Below are 21,766 nucleotides of genomic sequence, written 5' to 3'. Positions count from 1 at the left end.
GCGGGGGGGCCGGGCGGGCGGGCGGGGGGGGGGCGGGCGGCGGGGGGGGGGGGGGGGGGGGGGCGGGGCGGGGGGGGGGGGGGGGGGGGGGGGGGGGGGGGGGCGCCGCCCCCCCCCCCCGGCACCGGTCGGGTCAGCCGTCGAGGCCGACGGGGGAGTCGGGCCGGTCGACGTCGACGAACTCGATGTCGTCGGCGTCTCGGTCGCCCCGGCCGCCGGCGGCCCGCGCGGCCGACCCCGCGGCCCAGCCGACCGCCGCGCCGACCAGCGCGGCGCCGATCAGCAGCGTCCAGGGCAGGGCCGGGCGGCGGCCGGCGAGCGCGTCGAAGGCCAGCAACGCCCGGCGGCGGGCCGTCTCGGCCGCGGAGCCGACCAGGTCACCGGCGTCGTCGGCGAGGCCCGAACCGTTGCGGCGGGCCGAACGGGCGGTGTCCCGGACGTTGTCCCCGGCGGAGCTGACGGCGGAGACCAGGTGCTGCCACGCCTGGTCCGCGATTCGCTCGGGCTTGCTGCGGCGTTCCAGCAGATCGGTTCCGAACATCGTTCTTACCTCCTCGGGGTGCCGAAGCTTGCGGCCACTTCGGCTTTTCGGCTAGGGCAGGGCTCGGGCTCGGCTAGGGCAGGGCTCGGGCGCCCCGCCCACCGGCATGGTCCGGCGGTCCGCCCGTCCGCCCACTCGGGCAGTGCCCCGCGGGATCCGGCCGCAAACCCGGCCCGCCCGGCGGCGGCCCCGTCCGGCGGCGGTCAGCGGACGGAAACCACGGCAGCGCCACGGGCGAAGTCGTCGCCGTCGTCGTCATCGTCGTCGTCACCCGCGCCGCCGAAGCCGCAGGCCAGCACGAGAGCGAGCAGTGCGCCGACGCCGGCGAGGCCGGCCAGTCTCCGGATCATGAGTGGTCCTTCCGTGGTACGGGTGACGGACGCCACCGAGCGTAGGCGGGGCGGGCAACCGCAGCGGTGACCACTCTCACCCGGTCCGCTGTGGGCGGGGCGGGGCGCGCCCGGCGCACAATGTGCGCGCGAAGGTCGGAGGTCACCGTTACCCTGGGTCGGCGACGTCGGCCCAGGTCGATCGTCCGCTGAGCAGGACGTGAAAAGTCCGGATAAGGGCCGGCCCGCGGTGCCCTGATCCATGAATTGCTCATCCCGAGGGGTGGCGACCGAGGCCGTCGGAGGAATACTCTCGGTCGCGGCCCGCGTACTGATGAGGCGCCCGTGAACGGGCGAGTGGAGGTGCTCGCGTGAGCCTGTCGATCGTGAAGTCGGTACTGTCGGGTGGTGTCATCGAGATCGTCCCGCGCGGCGAAATCGACGTCGACACCGCGTACGAGGTGCGCGAAGCCATCGCAGAGGTGCTCGCCAAGGGGCGTCCCGCCCGCATCGAGCTCAACATGCGTCTCGTCACCTTCATCGACTCCGTCGGTATCAGCGCGATGGTGGCCGGTTTCCAGACCGCCGAGGTCAGCAGCGTGAAGCTGGTCGTCACCGAGCCGAGCCGGTTCGTGCACCGACAGCTCTGGGTGACCGGGCTGCTCGGCCTGTTCGGCGCTCCGGAGCCCTACTACGCGGGTGCCGGCGCCGCCACCCCCGAGGTGCTGCCGGGCGCCTGACGGCCGCCCGCCCCGGGCACCCCCCCCCGGGTCGGTTCACCGTGGGCCGGTCACTACGGGTCGGTTCACCGTGGCCGGGGCGGGTGTTCCCTCCGGGGGCCGGGTGGGGGACGATCGGGACGTGCTTCGGCGAGACACCTTCCAGTATTCGGTTCAGGCCCGCTGCCCGCGGGCCGAGGCGGTGGCTCTGCTCGGCGACCCGGCCCGGCAGGACGAGCTGCATCCGCTGATCACGCGGGTGCGCCGGCTGCCGCCCCGGCCGGGCGCCCGGGCCAGTTACGCCATCACCGACCGGCTCGCCGCCGGGCCGCTGCGCTTCCCGGTGACGTACCAGGCGGATGTGCTGGTCGTCACCGACGACGAGATCGTCACGGTGGCCCGGCAGCGGCCGGCCACCACCGTGCGCAACCGCACCCGGCTGCGTGACGAGCCGGGTGGGGTGGTCCGGATCGACGTGGAGATCACCCTTGCCGCCCCGGCGCCGCTGTTCCGGTACGCCTTCCGGCAGGCCCGGTCGGCGCACCTCGGGCTGGCCCGGAGGCTGGGAGAGGTGCTGGACCGCGCCGGGGACGGCCCGGCTCAGCCCGCCTGAGCGGCGCGGCCGGGCCGCCGCCTGGCCCCACGGCTTGTGCGTGTGGCCCCCGGATGGCGGGGGCCACACGCCGCGCGGTCAGTACACCGACAGGTGCACGTGGTTGGTGTGGTCGCTGGACGGGTCCCCGTTGCCCCCGCTGTACGACTTCCAGCCGCTGCTGGGCAGCCAGATCTGCCTGAACCAGATCACGTACAGCACGGCGAGGTTGTCGGCGTTGCGGATGTAGTACGCCGCCAGGTTGTTGCCGTAGGTGCGGTCCCCGCCGGAGGCCACCCCGCCGAAGCCGCCCTTCTGGGCGGCGAAGTCGCACGCCCGTCCCTTGGGATGCTCGCCGGAGCCGCTGGGCCGGTGGCAGGAGACGTACCGGGTGAAGCCGGCCGACTTGGCCTGCTGGAGCGCGTGCAGCGTCCGTGGGGTGATGCAGCCGTTGGCCGGGGTCGGGTCGTTCACGCTGCACGACTCCGACGGCCATGACCCGTCGGAGTTGCGCTTCGCCGGGGTGGCGTTCGCGCTGGAGGTGCCCCGGTTGGCCCCGCCGCCGCCGCTGGCGCTGGCGCTGGCCTTCTCGTTGGCCACGGTCAGGGCCTGCTCGGCCTGATCCTTGCGCTTGGCCATCACGGTGACCTGCTTGCGCTGCTCGCGGATCTCCCCGTCGAGGGCCAGCCGGGTCTTGGCGGCCTGGTCCCGGGTCTCCAGCAGGTCGCGCAGCGCCCGGTCCTCGTTGGTGGCGACCGCGTCCAGCGCGGCGATCCGGTCCAGGAAGCCTGCGGGGTTGGTGCTGTTGAGCAGCGCGGACACCGGGCTGAGCCGGCCCGACTTGTACGCCACGCCGGCGATCTCGTCGACCTTGGCGCCGCGTACGGTCAGCTCCGCCTCGACGGTCTTGAGCTGGCTGCCGAGCTGCTGCTGCCGCTTGACCGAGCTGGCCAGGGCTCTCTTGGCGTCCAGGTAGCCCTTGCTGGCCGCTTCGAGTTGGGCGCGCAGGGCGGGGGTGCCGCCCTCCTCGTCCTGGCCGGGCGTGGGGGCGCGCAGGCCGGTGGGTGGGGCCGCGCCGGCCGGGGACACCGGCCCGAACCCGAGGCCGACGGCGAGCGTCAGCACCAGCATCGCCGCCATCCGGGCGGCGGTCCTTCGTACAGGTGCCACTACTGGCATACGTATGTCCTTCCGTCAGTCGCCGACCGGGTTAGCTGACGGGTTCGGGACGGAAGATCCCTACCACTCAGGCGGATGCACCCCACGAACATGGTTCCCCGGCTCGCCAGGAGGCGATTAGGCGGCGGCCACCGCAGGCGCCGGAGGGCGCCGCCCGGCGGAGGCCGGATGAGAGCTTACCGGTGCGGATGAGACCCCCGCTGCTTCCGTGACGGACGGTGCGTGGGTCAATGCTGTCATAACCGGCATGAGGGCACATTACACCACTTAATTGATGGGCGTGGGTATCACCAGCCGGTCGGCCCGCAGGGGCCCGCCGACGCCCCGGGCTCCACCTGCAACGTGGCGTGCTCGATGTGGAAGTCCTCGTGCAGGGCGGTGCGGGCCGCGGTCAGCACCGCGCCCACCTCGGCGTCCGGCGCCATGGTCAGGTGGGCCGAGGCGACCTCCATGCCGGAGGTCAGCGTCCAGACGTGCAGGTCGTGCACCTCGACCACGCCGGGCACCGCCACCAGCCGGTCGTGCACCGCGGTCACCTGGAGGTGTTCCGGCGCGGCCTGCACCAGGATGCGCACCGCGGCCCGCCCGAGCCGCCAGGTGCGGGGCAGGATGAACACGCCGATCGCGACGGCCACCAGTGGGTCCGCCCACCACCAGTCGGTGACGGCGATCAGCGCCGCGGCACCGATCACCCCGACCGATCCGAGCAGGTCGCCCAGCACCTCTAGGTACGCCCCGCGCATGTTGATGCTCTCCTTCGCCCCGCTGCGCAGCAGGGCGAACGCGGCAACGTTGGCGAGCAGGCCCAGCGTCGCCACCACGAGCATCGGGCCGGCGGTCACCTCGGGTGGATCGCCGAACCGGCGGACCGCCTCGACGAGGACGTAGACCGCGACGCCGCTGAGCAGGACGGCGTTGCCGAGCGCGGCGAGCACCTCCAGCCGGTAGAGCCCGAAGGTGCGCTGGGGGTCGGCGGTGGCCCGCCGGGTGGCGGTGATCGCGGCCAGCGCCATGCCGATGCCGAGCACGTCGGTGAACATGTGCCCGGCGTCGGAGAGCAGTGCCAGCGAGCCGGTGCCGAACGCGGCCACCGCCTCGACGATCATCAGGGCGGTGAGCAGCCCGAAGGCCGCCCAGAGTCGCCCTGAGTGGCGGTCTGCGGCGTTCGCCACCGCGCCGTGGTGGTCATGACCTGCGCCCACGCCAACACCCTCCGTCCCCGATCCGGACCCGGTTTAATTTATGCTCACATCGCTATGTATGCAAGTGAAATCGGGCGTCCGACCGGGGACGGGGGCCCCGGCCGGTCAGCCGGTCGGATCGATCGTGGTCAGCCGCTGGGTGGCCCGGGACAGCGCCACGTACAGCGTCCGCACGCCGGAGCCCGGATCGGCCCGGATCTCGGCCGGGGCGACCAGCGCCACCCCGTCGTACTCCATGCCCTTGGCCTGGAGACTGGTCACCACCTGGAGGCGCGGCGCGGCCAGGCCGGCGAGCCAGCCGGCGACCTCGTCCCGGCGCGGCACCGGCGTGACCACCCCGACCGTCCCCTCCACCTCGCCGAGCAGCGTGGCGACCGCCGCGACGGTGGCCCGTTCCAGCTCGGCCGGCGGCACGGTCAGCGCTACCGGCTCCACGCCGGTGGACCGCACCGCGCTGGGCAGCCTGAGGTCCGGGTAGAGCCGGCGGATCTCCGCCGCCGCCACCGCGAAGATCTCCGCCGAGTTGCGGTAGTTGGTGGTCAGCTCGAACTGGTGCCGACGCCGCCGGCCCAGCGCCTGGTCCCGGGCCCGGGTCAGCTCCTCCTCCGCGCCCGTCCACGCGGTCTGCGCCGGGTCGCCCACCACCGTCCAGGACGCCAGCCGGCCGCGCCGGCCGACCATCCGCCACTGCATCGGGGAGACGTCCTGCGCCTCGTCGACCACCACGTGCGCGTAGTCGCGGTAGTCCTCCGGGCGTTCTCGGGCCGCCTCGCGGGCCGCCCGCTGCCGGTCGGCCTGCGTGCTCAGCTCCCGCACGCCCCCGGCGAGCTGGAACGGGTCCCGCTTGGCCCGCTTCGGCTGCATCGGCTTGCCCAGCAGCGCGTCCAACTCGTCCAGCAGCGCGATGTCGGCGATCGTGAGTCCCTCGTCGTCCAACGTCCGGTACGCCTCGGCGAGCAGTCCGATCTCCGCCCGGGACAGGATCCCCCCGGCGTACCGGCGCAGCCGGTCCGGGCGGGCCAGCCAGCCCAGCACGTGCCGAGGGTGCAGCCGGGGCCACCACGCCTTCAGGAACTCGCGGAAATCGGGCCGCTCGGCGATCTCGGCCTCGAACGCGGGCTGCTCGGGCAGCTGGCGGATGCTCAGCCGCCGGGCCTGGGCCCACAGCGCGGCGAACACCCCGTCGAAGCCGGCCCGACGCGCCTCGTTGCGGCGGGCACCCCGGGACAGCGCCCGGTCCCGGATGCCGTCCAACTCCCGGCGGTCCAGCCGGAGCAGCGCGCCCCGGTAGAGCAGCCGCAGCTCGCCCGGCCCGCCCGGCACCGCGTCCCGCGCAGCCTGCTCAAGCACCCGCCGCATCCGCAGCGATCCCTTCACCGCCGCGACCTCGGGCGGGTCGGTGCGCGTCGCGTCCATCCCCGGGAACAGCGAGCCGAGCGAGTGCAGCGTCGCGGTCTCCTCGCCCAGCGACGGCAGCACCGAGGCGATGTACTCCACGAACACCGCCGACGGGCCGACCACCAGGATGCCGCCGCCGGCGTACCGGCTGCGATCGGAGTACAGCAGGTACGCCGCCCGGTGCAGGGCGACCGCCGTCTTGCCCGTCCCCGGGCCGCCGGAGACGATCGTCACCCCGGAGCCGGGGGAGCGGATCGCCTCGTCCTGCTCCCGCTGGATGGTGGCGATGATGTCCCGCATGCCCCGGCCGGTGGCCCGGGACAGGGTGGCCAGCAGCGCGCCGTCGCCCACCACCGCCATGTCCGGCGGGGCAGCCGCCGGGTCCAGCAGGTCGTCCTCGATCCGGGTCACCCGCTCGGCCGAGGAACCGATGGTGCGCCGCCGCACCACGCCCAGCGGCTGTGCCGGGGTGGCCTGGTAGAACGCGGCGGCGGCCGGGGCCCGCCAGTCCACCACCAGGGTCTCGGCGTCCTCGCCGCGCACCCCGAGCCGTCCGACGTGCAGCACCTGCCGGTCGCGCAGGTCCAGCCGGCCGAAGACCAGCCCCTCGTGTTCGGCGTCGAGCCGGTGCCGGCGCTGGGCGGCGTGGAAGACCATCGCGTCCCGCTCGACCAGCGCGCCGAAGTTGCCCACCCGGGCCAGCTGGTAGCCGTCCTTCTCGGCCTGAGCGGCCGAGCGGCGCAGTTCGCTGAGGCGGGCGTACACCCGGTCGAGATGCCGTTGCTCGACGGCGATCTCCTGCTCCAGGGTGGTCCGGTCGGTCACGCGCAGCTCCTCGCAGACGGCGGCGGACGGCCGCGCCGGGGCGCGGGCCGCGCCTCGGGCTAACCGGAGAGGGTACGGCCACCGGCCGACCGGGACGCGGGGCCATGCCGCCGCCGCGATCCAGCCCACGTCCCGGACCGCCGCTCACCCCTGTGACGCGGCTCCGGTCAGGCGGGGGAAGCCGGGTGCGGCGCGCCCGCCAGGACCCGGTGCAGCACGCCGGCCACGGCGGCGTTCACCTGGCCCGGCCGCTCCATCATCAACATGTGACCGGCACCCGGGCAGACGGTCAGCTCGGTCGCCGGTAGCGCCGCCGCGATCGACTCGGCGCACGGAGGCGGGGTGAGCCGGTCCCGGTCACCGACCAGCGCCGCCGCCGGGAGGTGGGCCAGCGAGGCGAGGGTGTCCAGCCGGTGCTGCGTCCCGATCGAGGCCCGGAAGCCGCCGATCGAGCGCAGCGAGGCGCGGGCCACCGCCGAGGTGACCAGCCGGATGTCGGTGGGATCGCAGCGGTCGCCGAAGAGCATCCAGCGGATGCTGGGCCGCAGGGCCCGCAGCAGCGCCCGGGGCGGGCGCCATGCGCCGCAGCGGGCCAGCACCCCGGCTCCGGCGGTCTCGGCCAGCCGGATCAGCCGGGCGATGCGCGGGGAGAGGCCGTAGGCGGTGTGGGTGTGCCCCTCGGCCGTGGTCGAGACGAAGACCAGCCCGGCCGTGCGGGCTGCGAAGTGCCGGGGGTGGCGGTGTGCGTACTCCATGACCGTCATGCCGCCCATCGAGTGCCCGACCAGCACCACCGGCCCGGTCGGGGCTACCGCGTCGAGCACGGCGACCAGGTCGTCGCCGAGCTGGGCGAGGGTGGCGGTGCGCAGCGCCATGCAGCTCGACCGGCCGTGTCCCCGGGCGTCGTAGGTCACCACCCGGACCCGGCCGCCGAACCGCTCGCGGATCTCGGCGAGTTGCCGGTGCCAGCTCCGCCCGTCCAGCGTCCAGCCGTGCAGCAGGAGCGCGGTGATCTCGGCGTCCGCGGGCCCGGACACCTCGACGTGCAGCCGCACGTCGTCGGCGAGCCGTACCTCGGTCTGCTGTGGCATCGCCGCCTCCCCTCGGGCCGCCGCGAGAATTTCACCATCGGGTGACCCGGCGGTAACACCGGCTACCCGTCATGACACCACGCCAACCCTGTGAGGGGAAGGAGGTCAGCCGGCCGGCTGCGGTGGGGGTGGGGGTGACGCCTGCCGTGGGCGGGAGGCGACGCCTCCCGTGAGCGGAGGCGGAGACGACGAAACGCCCGCCGGGTAGACCCGACGGGCGGTTCCTGGTGTCGCGGTGGGCGGGGTCAGCCGCCGAAGACGCCGGCCTCGGCGAGGCGCTTCTCGGTGGCGTCCCAGCCGTGGTCCGGGTGGGTGGCCGCGAGGTTGTTCAGCTCGGCCCGGATCTTGGCGGCGTGGCCGGCGGCGGCCAGCACCCGGATCTCCTCGACGAATGCCTCGGAGTCGGTGCGCAGGTGCGCGGTCTTGCCGTTGGTCAGGTTCCGCACGTAGGCGTGCTTGCCGCCGTTGAGCGGGATGACGTACTTGAACTCGCCCAGCACGCTGAGGGCGCCACCCTGGCCTGCCTGGCCGGCCCGGACTGACGCGCGCGCGGTCTTAGAGGTGTTGCTCGCCACGGAGGTACTCCTTGAGACGTACGGGAGGACGGTAACGTCCGGGGGCTGTGACGGGTGACGCTCGGAATGAGCCTCGGTCCGCCGAAGTTGTGCGCGGCACAAGCCGCCGAGAGAACTTTACACGACCGCGATGCCTGGCTGGTCACCGTGCCTGTCCGAAGGGCACAACCACGGACGCCGGCCCGGCATTCCGCCGGGTCGGACCGCTCGCCGGCAGACCGGGACGGCCGCTCCGGTCGCCCGAACCGGGGTGGATCCGAGCGCCGGTTCCGGCGAATTCCCCGATTCACTGGCGCACCATCCGCCACACCAGTCATCATGTGTTGCAACAGCCACTCGGGTGGTCGAGGTCGTAGGGGAAGACGCACCTCGCTCTCCGGGAGGTCACCGTGCCAACGCGTGGCGTCGTATACGTCCATTCGACCCCGCTCGCCGTGTGCTCGCACGTCGAGTGGGCGATCGCGCGCGTCCTTGTCGCGCCGGTCAACCTGCAGTGGACGGCTCAGCCCGTCGACCACGGCGCCCGTCGCGCCGAGTGCGGGTGGACCGGTCGCCCGGGGACGGGCGCCGAGCTGGCTGCTGCCCTCCGGCAGTGGCCCATGATCCGTTTCGAGGTGACCGAGGAACCGAGCGCGGGCGTCGACGGTGAGCGCTTCATGTACGTCCCGGGCCGGGGGCTGTTCCGGGCCGCCGTCGGCGCGGCCGGCGACATCCAGCTGGGCGAGGACCGGCTGCGCGCCATCATGGCCGCAGCCCGTGCCCCGGAGGCCCTGGCGCACGCCCTCGACAAGGCGCTCGGCACCGCGTGGGACGCCGAGCTTGAGCCCTACCGGTACGCCGGCGACGGCGCGCCGGTGACCCTGCTCACCCGGGTCGGCTGAGCCGCGCCCGCCGCGCGTCCAGTGGGGGTGGCGCTGCCCGCACGCGCCCGGCGGGGTGATGTTCGACCGGGTCAAGTTGCCCTGATAAGGGGGGAACTGGTGGGATGGTCCGCGTGTCGATTACCCCGCGACGTGCCGGCGTCGCGCTCGCCGCCCTGACCGCTGTGCTCGTTACCGGATGCTCGGGGGAGCCGGACCGGCCCCGTCCCACGCCGTCGACCAGCACGGCCGCGGCGGAACCGACCGCGTCCGGTGGCCCGCCCGCCGCCGCCGACCCGGCCGCCCGGGCCGCCGCCCTGGTCGGTGCCCTCGCCGACGAGGATCTGGTCGGCCAGGTGCTGATGCCGTACGCGTACGGCAGTTCGGCGACGAAGGTCTCGGACGGCTCGGCCGCCGGCAACCGGTCCCTCGCGGGGGTGTCCACCCCGGCGGAGATGATCGCGAAGTACCGGCTGGGCGGGCTGATCCTGGTCGGCTTCAGCGCCGACGACCCGACCGCCGGCAACCAGGCCACCACCAACGTCGACAGCCCGAAGCAGGTCCACGAGCTGACCACCGGCCTGCGCGAGGCAGCCGGGAAGCTCCCCACCGCCGCCGCGCCCTTCCTGGTCGGCACCGACCAGGAGCACGGCATCGTCACCCGGATCACCGACGGCGTCACCCTGCTGCCCAGCCCGATGGCCGCCGGGGCGGCCGGCGACCCGGCGCTGACCGAGGCGGCGTGGCGGGCCGCCGGCGCCGAGCTGGCCGCGATGGGGATCAACATGGACTTCGCCCCGGTCGCCGACGTGCTGGTCACCCGCAGCACGGTGATCGGCTCCCGGTCCTTCGGCGCAGACCCGAAGCGGGCCTCGGCGCAGGTGGCCGGCGCGGTCAGGGGGTTGCAGAGCGCCGGGGTGGCGGCCAGCGTCAAGCACTTCCCCGGGCACGGCCTGAGCGCCACCGACTCGCACAAGGACGTCCCGGTGATCCCGCAGAGCCGCAAGGTGCTCGACGGCACCGCGTTCCCACCGTTCACCGCCGGGATCGACGCCGGCGCACTCGCGGTGATGTCCGCCCACCTCGACGTCACCGCCATCGACCCGGGCACCCCGGCCACCTTCTCGCGCAAGGTCCTCACCGACGTGCTGCGCGGCCAGCTCGGGTTCAAGGGCGTCGTGGTCACCGACGGGATGAACATGCCGCCGGCCAAGCGCTGGGCGCCGGGGGAGGCGGCGGTGCGGGCGCTCAAGGCCGGCAACGACCTGATCCTGATGCCCCCGAACGTCACCCAGGCGTACGACGGGCTGCTCGCCGCGCTGCGCGACGGCTCGCTGCCCCGGGACCGGCTGGTCGAGGCGGTCACCCGGGTGCTGACCATGAAGTTCACCCTGGCCGACACGCCCGCCCCGGCGATGTCCACGCTGAACAGCCCCGCGCACCGGCAGGCCGCGGACGCGCTGGCGGCCGGCGCGGTGACCGTGCTGCGCGGCTCCTGCGCGACCGGGGTGCGCGGCCCGGTCACCGTCACCTCCTCCGGGGGGCGGGAGAAGACCCGGGCCCTGCTGACCGAGGCGCTCACCGCCGCCGGGGCGAAGGTGGTCCCGAGCGGCGGCACGAGGGTGCACCTCGTCGGGTACGGCGACGGCTCGGCCGACCTCAGCGCCGACGCCGCGGTGACCGTGGCGATGGACACCCCGTACCTGCTGGCGAAGGCGAAGTCGCCGACGCTGCTGGCCACGTACTCCTCCGGCCGGGCGTCGATGACCGCGCTGGCGAACGTGCTCGCCGGCAAGGCCCGCCCGGCCGGGCGATCCCCGGTGCCGGTCTCCGGTCTGCCTGCCACGGCCTGCGGCAACTGACGTACCTGCTGCCGGCGGTGCTGCTGCTGCCCGGCACGCTGGTGTTCCGGGCGCTACGCCGCCGGCGGCGCACCCTGGTCGAGAACCTGGCGCAAGGCGCGGGGCCTGTCGGCGACGCGGATGCGTCGCCGACAGGCCCCGGTTGGTACGTCAGCTCAGGGGGAGCTTGCTGGCCAGGGCCGAGCCGTTCGACTCGAACGCGGCCAGCAGGGCGCTGGGCCGGCCCGAGGCGACCGGGACCACGACGGTCACCGCGCGGCCGGCGGTCAGTTCGACCTTCTTGTCACCGAGTGCGGTGGTGCCGTTCCAGGCGTACAGGTACGCCGTACCGGTCCGGTCGGCCCGCAGGGTGACCAGCACCCCGCCGGCCACCCGGCGCTGGTCGGTCAGCCGCAGCGCCTTCTCGGGCAGCTTGGCCACGGAGGCCGGGGCCACCCCGTCCACCGCCGACTGGGCGATGGTCTGCGGGCTGTGCACGCTGCGGGCGGAGGTGTCCGGGAACACCGGGGCGCTGGGCTGCTGCTGCGCCGGCGTGTAGCCGGGCAGGGTGGCCAGGCCGTAGCGGTACGGGTCGGCCCGGACGCCGGTGAAGGTGGACCAGCCCAGCCGGGACTGGGAGCTGAGGTCCTGGGTGTCCGAGTCGTAGACCAGCACGTTGAAGCCCATCCGGGCCGGGTCCACCGCGTCGGGCAGCACCGCGAACGGGATGCTCGTCTCGATGGTGTAGCCCGCGTACGGGCTGGTGACCTTGCTGACCACGGTCATCCCCGGCGCGGTGGTGGCGCCCGGTCCCTGCCGGTTGTCGGCGTCGCGCTGCCAGCACGGCGGGTTGCCGTTGGCCGGGTCGTCGGTGATCGGGAAGATGCCGGCCTTGAACACGGTGGAGGTGTCCGCCGAGTTCCCCTTCGGGTCGACGATGATCTCCACGCTGTCGGTGCGGCGCTGCCGCTTGCAGTCCTCCGGGACGACCTTCGTGCCGAGCACGTCGTCGGTGACCTGCACGTACACCTTCAGCGCGTCGGCGGTCCAGGCGATGCGGCCCTTTGCCGAGGCGTCCTGCGGGGTGGTGGCCTGCCCCTCCCAGATGCGGGAGAAGTCCAGCTCCTCGCCGGGGTACTCGCCGGGGGAGGCCACGCCGTCGACGGCGTGGTCATGGCCGGCCTGCGGCACCGTGGTGGTCGGCATGACCTCCAGGGCGCCGGTCTCCACGGCACTGCCGGCATTGCTGGTGGTGGTGATGGTGATGCCGTAGTCGCCGCCCGTGCCGCCCTCGTTGGCGGTCGGCAGGCTGGCGTCGGCGGTGACGGTGAAGGTGACCGCCCCGGTCGCGCCGGGGGCCAGGTCGGTGTAGCTCTTCGTCGTGGCGTCGGCGGTGAAGCCGGCGGGCAGGCCGAGGGTGACGGTGCCGCTCTGGGCGGCCTCGCCGTGGTTGCGCAGGTCGATCCGGACCGGCCGGCTCTTGCCGGAGCCGACGGTGAGCACCGGCTTGATCAGGGTGTCGAGCTGCGGGTATCCGCCCTCGCTGGCCCACTGCCGGAACACCCCGACCTCCTCCAGCGGCTCCAGGGTGCCGCGCACGTCGGCGACGACCCGGACGGCCCGGTCGGTGCGGCCGACGCCCTGGCGGGTGGTCAGGGTCGCGCCGATGAGCTGCTGCTGGCTGGTGTCGGCGTTCGCCGGCACGGTGACGGTGAACGTCCTGGTCCGCTCCTTGCCGGCCGGTACGGCGCTGTTCAGCGTCCCGGAGCCCTTGGCGGTCCAGCCCTGCGGCAGCCGCAGGTCGATCCGCGGCGCGGCCAGTGCCCGGTCCCGGGGCGCTCGCACGTGCGCGGTGACCTTGACGGTCTCGCCGGGGGCGAGGTCGAACCGGTCGGTGGTGAGGTACAGCTCGGAGCCCTTGGGCAGGCCGCCGGCCGCGTTCGGCAGCACGGAGCCGCGCAGGATCGCCTCGGGGGAGGTGTCCGCCGGGTCGTACGGGACGCGACTGTCGATCAGGGTGTAGAAGTCGCAGCGGATCTTGGTCGGGTCGGTGGCGGCGTCGGCGCTGTTGGCCCAGCCCTGGGTGACGTACTCCCGGCGGGCGTCGACCTCGATCGCGGCCCAGGTCTTGCCGGTGCTGCTCTGGGTGCCCTCCCAGACGCCGAAGACCTGGTCGGTCGGCACGGTGGGCACGAAGCTGGTGGCGCACTGCGGCCCGGCGGCCGAGGTGCCGGTGCCTCCGGAGCGCAGGAACTTCGCGGCCCGGAACGGCTTCAGCTTCTCCTTGCTGATCTGCTCGGGGAACGCGGCCGGGTCGGCGGCGGCCTGGAACGCCTCGGCGGCGAACCGGGCGGCCTGCTGGTGGTTGCCGTGGTTGCCCGGGGTCGGCGACGGGTTCATCGTCATGATGATCTCGGGCCGGGTCTGCCGGATCACCCGGACGATCTGCGCCAGGGTGTCGTCGTGCCCCCAGATCTGCTCGGACAGCGGGGCGGAGGCGGTGTACCAGAAGTCGACGCGGTCGAGGTTGTAGAGGTTCTTCACGCCGGCCTTGCCGATCGCGGTGCGCTCCTCGCGCTCCCGGATGATGCCGAGCGGCGGGCCCTCCTCGAGGCCGACGGCGTTGCCGCCGCCCTCGCCCCGGGTGATGGTGACGACGCCGGCCTTGGCGCCGTAGCGCTCCTTCCACTGGCCGAGGGTGGCGAGGCTGCCCGCCTCGTCGTCGGGGTGGGCGCTGACGAAGAGAACGTCCAGGTCGACGGCGTCGGCGGCGGCGGGGGAGGCGAGAGCGGCGGTGGGCACCCCGGACAGGGCCAGGGCGAGCGCCGTGGGTAGCAGGAACGCCTTGATTCGCATGCAGATCCTTCCGGAACTACGAGGTCCGGGCAGCGACCACCGTCGTCGGACGCGGGGCGTCGACGCGGGTGTCGTGATCGGACGGCGAGTGGAGGACGGGACGGTGGGCGCCGACGGGCGCAGGGTCACCGGGTACAGCAGCGGCACGGTGGTCCGTACACACTGGAAGGCCTTCGCCCGGTGACGCTAAGGACCGGCGCGGCGGCCAGTCAATGCTTTGCAAGGTCTTTCTTTTTTTGCGAAAGAAATAAAGTGCGCCCGAACTGCCCCCATCAGTGCCTGCGTGGCCGCATGCGCCCAACCCGACTGCGGTGCCAAAGGGGGACGTTTCCCCTGCTCGCGGAGGTGTTCGCCGAAACCCGAGACGGTTTCGTTACTTGACTCCATAGTTCGTTCGCCGTAGGAAGGAAGTGTGACTGACGTGGTGACGCCACCAACGAGCCCGGTGAGCCGGGAGCGGTCGAAGGAGATCAAGCGGTTGTCCGTGATCTCCACCGCCCGCCAGGTTCGGCTGCTCTCGCGCGCCGAGCTGACCGAGCTCACCGGCTTGAGTCCCGCCACGCTCACCCCGCTCGTGCGCGAGCTGATCGCCGAGGGCTACCTCATCGAGCGGGGCCCCGGGGCGTCCCGCTCCGGCCGCCCCCGGGCGATGCTGGAGTTCAACCCGCGCGCCGAGCTGGTCGCCGCCGTCTCGCTGGAGCCGTCCCGGATCAGTTGCGAGATCGCCGACAGCGACGGCACCGTCGTCGCGCACCGGGCCGTCCGGCTCGCCGGCGACATCATCGACACCATCTGCCGCTCGGTCCCCGAGCTGGCCGGCGACGGCCTGCCGGCGCTGCGCGGGGTGGCCATCGCCGCGCCCGGCGTCTCCTCCGGCGGGGCGGTCCGGCTGGCCCCCTCGGTCGGCCTCGTCGAGGGCCGGCCGATAGGGGAGTCGGTGCAGCGGCACCTCGGGGTGCCGGTGGTGGTGGACAACGACGTCAACCTGATGGCGGCCGGCGAGCACGCGGCCGGTGCCGGCAGCGACGTCGCCGACCTGCTGCTGTTGCACGTCGCCGACGGCATCGGCGCCGGCCTGGTGCTCGACGGCCAGGTCCGCCGGGGCGCGGGCGGGGCCGCCGGCGAGGTCGGCTTTCTGCCGCTGGACCCGGCCGACCGGGGCCACGACGGTATCGGCCCGTTCGAGGCCCGCTGGTCGGAGAACGCCATCGCCGAACGGGTGGTGGCCCTGGCCCCCGGGCGTCGGCCGGACGCGCCGGTGGCCGCCCTGGTCGCGCTGGCCGGCGCCGACGAGCGGGCCGCCGCGTACCTGGACGAGGTGCTGACCGCCTGGTCCCGGTTGATCGTCTCCTGTGTCTGCGTCATCGACCCCGGTCGGGTGCTGCTCAGCGGGGCCGCCGCCCAGCTCGACGACCAGGCCGTCGACCGGCTCCAGTCGCTGGTCGACGCCGCCGCGCCGAGCGTCACCGAGGTCCGCCGCGCGGTGCTCGGTGACCGGGCCGTGCTGCACGGCGCGGTCAGCTACGCGCTCTCCGCCGCCGCGGCCGGCCTGCCGATCCTGCTCTCCAGCCCCTGACCCACGAGTTTCCCCTTATTCCCCTCGGAGGTACCCCATGAGACGTCGTCTTCTGCTCGCCGGTGCGCTCGCCACCGTCCTCGCCGCCGGCACCGCCTGTGGTGGTGGCGGCGACGACGACGCGGCCGGTGGCGCGTCCGGCGGCGCGAGCGCCGAGAAGCTCACCATCTACACGGCCCGCGACAAGAAGGTCTCGACCTTCGTGGTGGACCAGTTCACCGCGAAGTACCCCGAGTACAAGGGCAAGGTCGAGATCCTCAACCTGGGCGCACAGGAGATCCTGGAGCGGGTCCGGGCGGAGAAGGCCAACCCGCAGGCCGACGTCTGGTGGGGCGGCACCCAGCAGGGCCTCTCCGCCGGCGCGTCCGAGGACCTGCTGAGCGGCTGGCAGCCGGCGTTCGCCAGCAAGATGGACGCCAAGTACAAGGACGCCGAGGGCCGCTGGTTCGGGGAGATCCTGCTGCCCGAGGTCATCATGTACAACAACAAGGCGCTCACCCCGGAGCAGGCCCCGAAGGACTGGGACGACCTGCTGAAGCCGGAGTGGAAAGACAAGATCATCATTCGGGACGTGGCCGCGTCCGGCACCATGCGGTCGATCTACTCCGCGATGATCATGCGGCAGTCCCCGGACGGCAGCAACCCGCAGCCCGGCTACGACTGGCTGAAGAAGCTCGACGCCAACACCGGCTCGTACGCGGCCAACCCGGCCGACCTGTACCTCAAGCTCTCCCGCCAGCAGGGCGTGCTCAGCGCCTGGAACCTCCAGGACGTTTTGCTCCAGGCCAACCAGTCGAACATGCCGTTCGGCTTCGTGATGCCGGCCTCCGGGGCCCCGGTGCTGGTCGACGGCATCGCCACGGTCAAGGGCGGCAACACCACCGGCGCGCAGAAGTTCATGGAGTTCCTCTTCGACGACAAGCTCCGCGCCGACCTGGCCAAGGACTACTTCCAGATCCCGGCCGTGGACATCGCCGAGAAGCCGGAGTGGCTGGCCCAGCTCAACCTCAAGCCGCTGGACGTCAACTGGGACGTGATCGGCAAGAACGAGACCGAGTGGATCAACCACTGGAACAGCCAGATCAAGAACAAGGGCTGACCAGCAGACGCCGGGGGCGGGGAGGTTCCCGCCCCCGGCGTCGCCCGCTCACGGGGCGCCCGGACGGTGTGCGGAGGGGGGAGCCCTTCCCGCCGGAGGCGTCAGGTGCCCGTCCTCCGGTCCACGCCCAACCGTCACACGACCGACCCCGGTCCGGTACCGCAGAAGGAGAAAGGCATCATGATCGATGTCACGCTGGAGTCGGTGAGCAAGCGCTTCGCGCGCGGCGGCGACACCGCAGCCGTGGACGACGTCGACATCACCATCGCCGCCGGGGAGTTCTTCACCCTGCTCGGCCCGAGTGGCTGCGGCAAGACCACCACCCTGCGCATGGTGGCCGGGTTCTACTTCCCCACCTCGGGCCGGATCCGGTTCGGCACGGAGGATGTCACCCGGCGCCCGCCGAACAAGCGCGACACCGGCATGGTGTTCCAGAACTACGCGCTCTTCCCGCACATGAGCGTCGCGCAGAACGTCGCGTACGGGCTGAAGATCCGCAAGGTCAACCGGGCCGAGTCGAGGCGGCGGGTCGAGGAGGCGCTCGGCCAGGTGCACCTCGCCGGGTACGGCGACCGGCGCATCGACGAGCTGTCCGGCGGCCAGCAGCAGCGGGTGGCGCTGGCCCGCGCCCTGGTCATCCGGCCGAAGACCCTGCTGTTGGACGAGCCGCTGTCCAACCTCGACGCCAAGCTGCGCGAGGAGACCCGGACGGAGATCCGCCGGATCCAGAAGGAAGCCGGCACCACCGGCATCTACGTCACCCACGACCAGGCCGAGGCGATGGCCATGTCGGACCGGATCGCGGTCATGCAGTCCGGCCGGGTGCAGCAGATCGGCGCCCCGCAGGAGATCTACCACCGCCCGGCCACCAGCTTCGTGGCCCGGTTCATCGGCCGCAGCAACGTGCTCACCCTGCCGGTGCTCGGCGCCACGGCGGAGACCCTCACGGTGGGGCTGCCCGGCGGCGGGGAGATCGTCGTCCCCGCGCCGGCCGACCACGGCCTGAGCCAGGGGGAGACCGCCCTGGTGTCCGTGCGCCCCGAGCACATCGGCCTCACCTCGACCACCGACCCGGGGGCGCTGCCCGGCCGGATCGTCGACCTGGAGTTCACCGGCATGGCCACCAACCTGGTCGTCGACACCGCCGGTGAGCAGGTGCAGGTGGCGGCCGTCGAGGTGCCCACCGGGATCGCCGTCGGCGACCAGGTCGGGCTGCTGCTCAACCGCGAGCGGATGTGGGTGGTGCGCCCGTGAGCACCATCCCCGCGACCCCCACCCCGGCCACCGTCGCGCCGGTGACGAAGGACCCGACACCGCCGCCGGGCCCGCGCCGCCGGCTCGCCGCCCGGTTCGCCGGTGGCACCGGCTCCCGCTGGTTCCCGTACGTGCTGGTCTTCCCGCTCGCGCTGGTCCTGTTCGGGTACGTGGTGCAGCCGATGTTCGCCACCTTCGCCGAGAGCGTCGGCGTGGACGGGGTGGAGAACTACGGCAGCTTCCTCACCAGCGACGGGGTGGCCCGGTCCTCCCTGGTCACCTCACTGATCATCTCCGCGGCCAGCGTGCTGCTCTGCGGGGTCGTCGGCGTGGCGATGGCGTTCCTGCTCAAGCGCTTCTCGTTCCCCGGGCGCAAGCTGATCGAGGCGATCATCCTGGTGCCGGCGGCCCTGCCGCCGCTGATCGGGGCGATCTCCTTCCAGCTCCTCTACAGCGAGACCGGCATCCTGCCGCGCGGCCTCCAGCAGCTCTTCGGCGCGGAGAACCCGGTGCTGCCGTTCAGCGGCATCGCCGGGGTGCTGGTGGTGCACACGTTCACCATGTACCCGTACTTCTACCTGTCCGCCTCGGCGGCGCTCGGCGGGATGGACCCGTCGGTGGAGGAGGCGGCGTACAACCTGGGGGCCGGCCGGGTCCGGGTCTGGCGCACGGTGCTGCTGCCGATGCTCACCCCGGCGTTGGTCTCCGCGTCGCTGCTGGTGTTCATGACCTCGCTGGCGTCGTACACCGCCCCGCTGCTGTTCGGGGTGGACCAGACGATGACCATGCAGATCTACATCAACCGCACCAACGGCGACCTGCCGATGGCCTCCACGTACGCCTCCGTGCTCGGCGTCGTCTCGGTGCTGTTCCTGCTCGGCATGCGCTGGTACGAGGGGCGGCGCAGCTACCGCTCCCAGTCCAAGGGGGTCGCCGCGCACCGGCGCGAGATCACCAACCCGTTGGGCAAGTGGCTCGCCCTGACCGCGTCGCTGCTGGCCACGGCCGTGCTGCTGGCCCCGGTGGCGACCATCGCCCTGGTGGCGTTCTCCGAGGACGGCTCGTGGACCACCGAGGTGATCCCGGCGCAGTACACCATGCAGAACTTCGTCACGATCTTCTCCGAGCCCCGGGCGTTCCAGCCGATCCTGAACTCGCTCCAGATGAGCCTGATCGCGACCGTCGCTTGCGTCGTGGTCGGCGTGCTCATCGCGTACGCGGTGCGCCGGCTGAACTTCCGTGGCCGGGGGCTGCTGGACGTGGCGGTCATGCTGGCCTGGGCGCTGCCCGGCACGGTGGTGGCGATCAACCTGATCTCGGCGTTCAGCACCGGCAACGCGTTCAGCTTCGGCCAGGTGCTGATCGGCACCTTCTGGATCATGCCGCTGGCGTACTTCGTGCGGTTCCTGCCGCTGGTGTTCCGGTCCAGCTCGGCCGCCCTGGCGCAGCTCGACCCGTCACTGGAGGAGGCCGCCCGCAACCTCGGCGCGTCCTGGTGGCGGGCGTTCGGCACGGTCACCCTGCGGCTGATGCTGCCGGGCGTGCTGGCCGGCGCGCTGCTCGCCTTCGTGCACGGCGTCGGCGAGTTCGTCGCCTCGGTGCTGATCTACACCTCGGACACCGCGCCGATCTCGGTGGAGATCAACAACCGGATGTACTCGTTCGAGGTCGGCACCGCCGCCGCGTACGGCATGCTCCAGGTGGTCCTGATCTTCGTGGTGATGGTGGTCTCCGGTCGGCTGGAAGGCGGCCGACGGTCCAGCCGGGAGGCGGCGAAGTGGACGGCGTGACGGACGTGACCCCCAGCGGCGACCACGTGGCCGCCTGGCTCGCCCACGGCGGGCTGGTCCCGGTCGCCCGGGTCCCCGGCGGGGAGCTGGCGGCGGTCGCCGGGGCGGCGGACTTCGCGGTGCTGCCCGTCGGCGCGGTCGAGTGGCACGGCCCGCACCTGCCGCTGGGCACCGACCTGATCCTCGCCGAGGGCTTCGCGGCCGAGAGCGCGACCAGCTCCGCCGCGGGCCCGGGCGGCACCCAGGCGACCCCGTCCGGCGGCGACCACCCCGTCGCGCCGGCCGGAGTCGACGCGGCCTCGTCCGGCGGCGGGACCCCGGACGAGGCCGCGACCCCGGCCGAGGACCGGCCGGCGGTGGGCCCGCGCGGGGTGCTCTTCCCCGCCGTGCCGTACGCGGCCTGTCCCGGCCAGACCCGGCCCTGGCCCGGCACCGTGGCGATCCGGCCCGAGATCGCGGTCGGCTACCTGGCCGACGTGATCGAGGGCATCGTCGCGGCCGGCTTCCCCCGGCTGCTCATCGTCAACGGGCACGACGCCAACATGTCCACCGTCCGGGCCGCGATGGAGTGGGTCTCCGGGCGGCGCACCGCCAGCCTGCTGCTGGTCAACTGGTTCCAACTCGTCACCCCCGCCGAGACCACCGAGCTGTACGGCCCGCTGGTCTCGCGCGGGCACGGCGGGGCGTACGAGACCTCCGGGGTGCTCGGGTTCGACCCCGGCGCGGTCCGGCTCGGCGCGGTCGACGACCTGCCGCCGAAGCCGAAGCTGCCGGTGACCCACCCGTACGTGCTGGTGGAGTCCCGGCCCGACCCGTGGCAGGGCTGGTCCGGGCACATCTCGCTGGCCGACGAGCCCGCCGGCCGGCGGGTGCGGGAGCTGGCCGGGACGCGGCTGCGCGAGATCGTCGCCGCCTGGGTGGCCGCCCCGCCGCCCGCCCCGCCCACCGCCGACCCGCTGCCGGACCCGGCCGGTGACCCCGCGCCGGACCCGGCCGCCGACCCGGCGCCGTCGCCGGCCCGCGAACCGACCGAGGACGAACCGACCGAGGGGGCATCGTGACCGTCGACCGGGGACTCGACATCGTCGACTTCCACCTGCACTTCCGCATCGGCGCGGATTCGACCATCCAGGCGTGTGAGCACGCCGCCGGGATGCACCCCGGCGGGGAGCACGAGCGGGCCGTCCGGGCCGCCGGCTCCGCCCCGTACGCCCGGCAGTGGCGGCAGGCCTGGGCCTTCCCGGACCCGGAGCCCCCGGCCGAGCGCTGGCAGGACGAGGCGGACCGGTGGGCCGGGGAGCTGCGCCGGGTGAACGTCCGCCGGGCCGTCTTCGTCACCGGCGGCGGCAACGACACCGTCGCCGACGTCGTCGACCGGCACCCGGACCTGCTGCTCGGCTTCGCCCACCACGACCCGTACGGCCCCGACGCGGCCGGCGAGCTGGACCGTGCGGTGACCGAGCGGGGCCTGCGCGGGCTGAAACTGTTCGCCCCGCTGCTGCGCGGCCCCCTCGACCACGCCGACCTGGACCCGCTCTGGTCCACCGCCCAGCGGCTCGGCGTGCCGGTGCTGATCCACATCGGGCATTACGGCAGCGCCGGCGGCCTGTCCCACGGCCGGTACGGCGGCCCTGACGAACTGGCCCGGATGGCCCGCCGTTTCCCCGAGCTGGCCGTGGTGGTGCCGCACTTCGGCGTCCAGCACGTGCAGGACCTGCTCTTCGCCGCCTGGGGCTGCCCGAACATCCACGTCGACACGTCCGGGTCGAACCAGTGGGTGCGCTGGATGCCGTACAAGCTCACGCTGGAGGAGCTGTTCCGGCGCTGCTACGAGACCATCGGCCCGCACCGGATCGTGTACGGCAGCGACTCGTCGTGGTTCCCGCGCGGGTACGTCACCCGCTACCTCGACGACCAGCTCCGGATCTGCCGGGAACTGGGCCTGCCCGACGACCACCTGGGCGCGATCTTCGCCGGGAACGCCGAGCGCCTGCTCGGCGTGCACGAGTAGACCGGCTGACGTCCGGGCGCGGCGAACA

At 73.4% G+C, this 21,766-nt stretch carries 18 protein-coding genes and 1 riboswitch; of the genes, 10 read left to right on the top strand and 8 right to left on the bottom strand.

Annotated elements, in window-relative coordinates; all coding sequences use genetic code 11:
* Positions 1 to 133: 133 nt before the first annotated feature.
* Both ACFYZF_RS28215 and ACFYZF_RS28210 read right to left on the bottom strand, forming a co-directional pair.
* A complete protein-coding gene (locus ACFYZF_RS28215; protein WP_387025819.1) occupies positions 134 to 541 on the bottom strand; it encodes a hypothetical protein in 408 nt (135 codons plus the stop codon).
* A gap of 203 nt (positions 542 to 744) precedes the next feature.
* Complete coding sequence (locus ACFYZF_RS28210) at positions 745 to 891, bottom strand: hypothetical protein (RefSeq protein WP_387025817.1); 147 nt, start codon at positions 889 to 891, stop codon at positions 745 to 747.
* A gap of 350 nt (positions 892 to 1,241) precedes the next feature.
* Here ACFYZF_RS28210 and ACFYZF_RS28205 point away from each other — a divergent pair, with 350 nt between their 5' ends.
* Both ACFYZF_RS28205 and ACFYZF_RS28200 read left to right on the top strand, forming a co-directional pair.
* Complete coding sequence (locus ACFYZF_RS28205) at positions 1,242 to 1,610, top strand: STAS domain-containing protein (protein WP_350889171.1); 369 nt, start codon at positions 1,242 to 1,244, stop codon at positions 1,608 to 1,610.
* 121 nt (positions 1,611 to 1,731) lie between these two features.
* On the top strand, positions 1,732 to 2,202 hold the full coding sequence (locus ACFYZF_RS28200) for an SRPBCC family protein (protein WP_387025815.1): 471 nt from the start codon (positions 1,732 to 1,734) through the stop codon (positions 2,200 to 2,202).
* Between the two features lie 78 nt (positions 2,203 to 2,280).
* Here ACFYZF_RS28200 and ACFYZF_RS28195 read toward each other — a convergent pair whose 3' ends face one another.
* From ACFYZF_RS28195 to ACFYZF_RS28175, 5 genes are all read right to left on the bottom strand, one after another.
* Complete coding sequence (locus tag ACFYZF_RS28195) at positions 2,281 to 3,360, bottom strand: coiled-coil domain-containing protein (protein WP_387025813.1); 1,080 nt, start codon at positions 3,358 to 3,360, stop codon at positions 2,281 to 2,283.
* Between the two features lie 4 nt (positions 3,361 to 3,364).
* Positions 3,365 to 3,494: riboswitch (cyclic di-AMP (ydaO/yuaA leader) on the bottom strand.
* Between the two features lie 153 nt (positions 3,495 to 3,647).
* On the bottom strand, positions 3,648 to 4,562 hold the full coding sequence (locus ACFYZF_RS28190) for a cation diffusion facilitator family transporter (RefSeq protein ID WP_387025811.1): 915 nt from the start codon (positions 4,560 to 4,562) through the stop codon (positions 3,648 to 3,650).
* A 105-nt stretch (positions 4,563 to 4,667) separates the two neighbouring features.
* Positions 4,668 to 6,785, bottom strand: coding sequence for a HelD family protein (locus tag ACFYZF_RS28185; RefSeq protein ID WP_387025809.1), 2,118 nt, complete (start codon positions 6,783 to 6,785; stop codon positions 4,668 to 4,670).
* A 167-nt stretch (positions 6,786 to 6,952) separates the two neighbouring features.
* Positions 6,953 to 7,876, bottom strand: coding sequence for an alpha/beta fold hydrolase (locus ACFYZF_RS28180; protein ID WP_387025807.1), 924 nt, complete (start codon positions 7,874 to 7,876; stop codon positions 6,953 to 6,955).
* A gap of 245 nt (positions 7,877 to 8,121) precedes the next feature.
* A complete protein-coding gene (locus tag ACFYZF_RS28175; protein WP_387025805.1) occupies positions 8,122 to 8,451 on the bottom strand; it encodes a hypothetical protein in 330 nt (109 codons plus the stop codon).
* A gap of 389 nt (positions 8,452 to 8,840) precedes the next feature.
* Between ACFYZF_RS28175 and ACFYZF_RS28170 the strand changes: the two genes are divergently transcribed.
* The gene (locus ACFYZF_RS28170; protein WP_387025803.1) at positions 8,841 to 9,332 is read left to right on the top strand and encodes a DUF3145 domain-containing protein; all 492 of its coding nucleotides are present in this window, start codon (positions 8,841 to 8,843) and stop codon (positions 9,330 to 9,332) included.
* Positions 9,333 to 9,436: 104 nt separating this feature from the next.
* Entirely contained in the window at positions 9,437 to 11,173 is a 1,737-nt protein-coding gene (locus tag ACFYZF_RS28165; RefSeq protein ID WP_387025801.1) for a glycoside hydrolase family 3 protein, read from the top strand.
* Between the two features lie 150 nt (positions 11,174 to 11,323).
* Here the strand turns inward: ACFYZF_RS28165 and ACFYZF_RS28160 are convergent, their stop codons facing one another.
* On the bottom strand, positions 11,324 to 14,008 hold the full coding sequence (locus ACFYZF_RS28160; RefSeq protein ID WP_387025799.1) for a sugar-binding protein: 2,685 nt from the start codon (positions 14,006 to 14,008) through the stop codon (positions 11,324 to 11,326).
* 412 nt (positions 14,009 to 14,420) lie between these two features.
* On the opposite strand from ACFYZF_RS28160, the gene ACFYZF_RS28155 reads away from it, so the two are divergent.
* The 6 genes from ACFYZF_RS28155 (at position 14,421) to ACFYZF_RS28130 (ending at position 21,738) form a co-directional block, all read left to right on the top strand.
* On the top strand, positions 14,421 to 15,584 hold the full coding sequence (locus ACFYZF_RS28155; protein WP_387025797.1) for an ROK family protein: 1,164 nt from the start codon (positions 14,421 to 14,423) through the stop codon (positions 15,582 to 15,584).
* Between the two features lie 37 nt (positions 15,585 to 15,621).
* Positions 15,622 to 16,683 (top strand): extracellular solute-binding protein, encoded by a 1,062-nt coding sequence (locus tag ACFYZF_RS28150; RefSeq protein ID WP_387025796.1) that lies wholly within the window; start codon positions 15,622 to 15,624, stop codon positions 16,681 to 16,683.
* 180 nt (positions 16,684 to 16,863) lie between these two features.
* Positions 16,864 to 17,937 carry an ABC transporter ATP-binding protein gene (locus ACFYZF_RS28145; protein WP_387025794.1) on the top strand — a complete coding sequence of 358 codons (1,074 nt, stop codon included), beginning with the start codon at positions 16,864 to 16,866 and terminating at the stop codon, positions 17,935 to 17,937.
* Positions 17,934 to 19,727: an ABC transporter permease gene (locus tag ACFYZF_RS28140; protein ID WP_387025792.1), complete on the top strand. Its 1,794-nt coding sequence runs from the start codon at positions 17,934 to 17,936 to the stop codon at positions 19,725 to 19,727. Before ACFYZF_RS28145 ends, ACFYZF_RS28140 begins: the two co-directional genes overlap by 4 nt.
* Entirely contained in the window at positions 19,724 to 20,788 is a 1,065-nt protein-coding gene (locus ACFYZF_RS28135) for a creatininase family protein (RefSeq protein ID WP_387025790.1), read from the top strand. The genes ACFYZF_RS28140 and ACFYZF_RS28135 overlap by 4 nt, the downstream gene beginning before the upstream one ends.
* Positions 20,785 to 21,738: an amidohydrolase family protein gene (locus ACFYZF_RS28130; protein ID WP_387025788.1), complete on the top strand. Its 954-nt coding sequence runs from the start codon at positions 20,785 to 20,787 to the stop codon at positions 21,736 to 21,738. Before ACFYZF_RS28135 ends, ACFYZF_RS28130 begins: the two co-directional genes overlap by 4 nt.
* Positions 21,739 to 21,766: the final 28 nt, after the last annotated feature.

This window comes from Micromonospora sp. NPDC001898 (assembly GCF_042891255.1).
GTDB lineage: Bacteria > Actinomycetota > Actinomycetes > Mycobacteriales > Micromonosporaceae > Micromonospora.
Note: the sequence above shows the minus strand (reverse complement) of the source record. Positions and strands in the feature narration are given on the sequence as shown.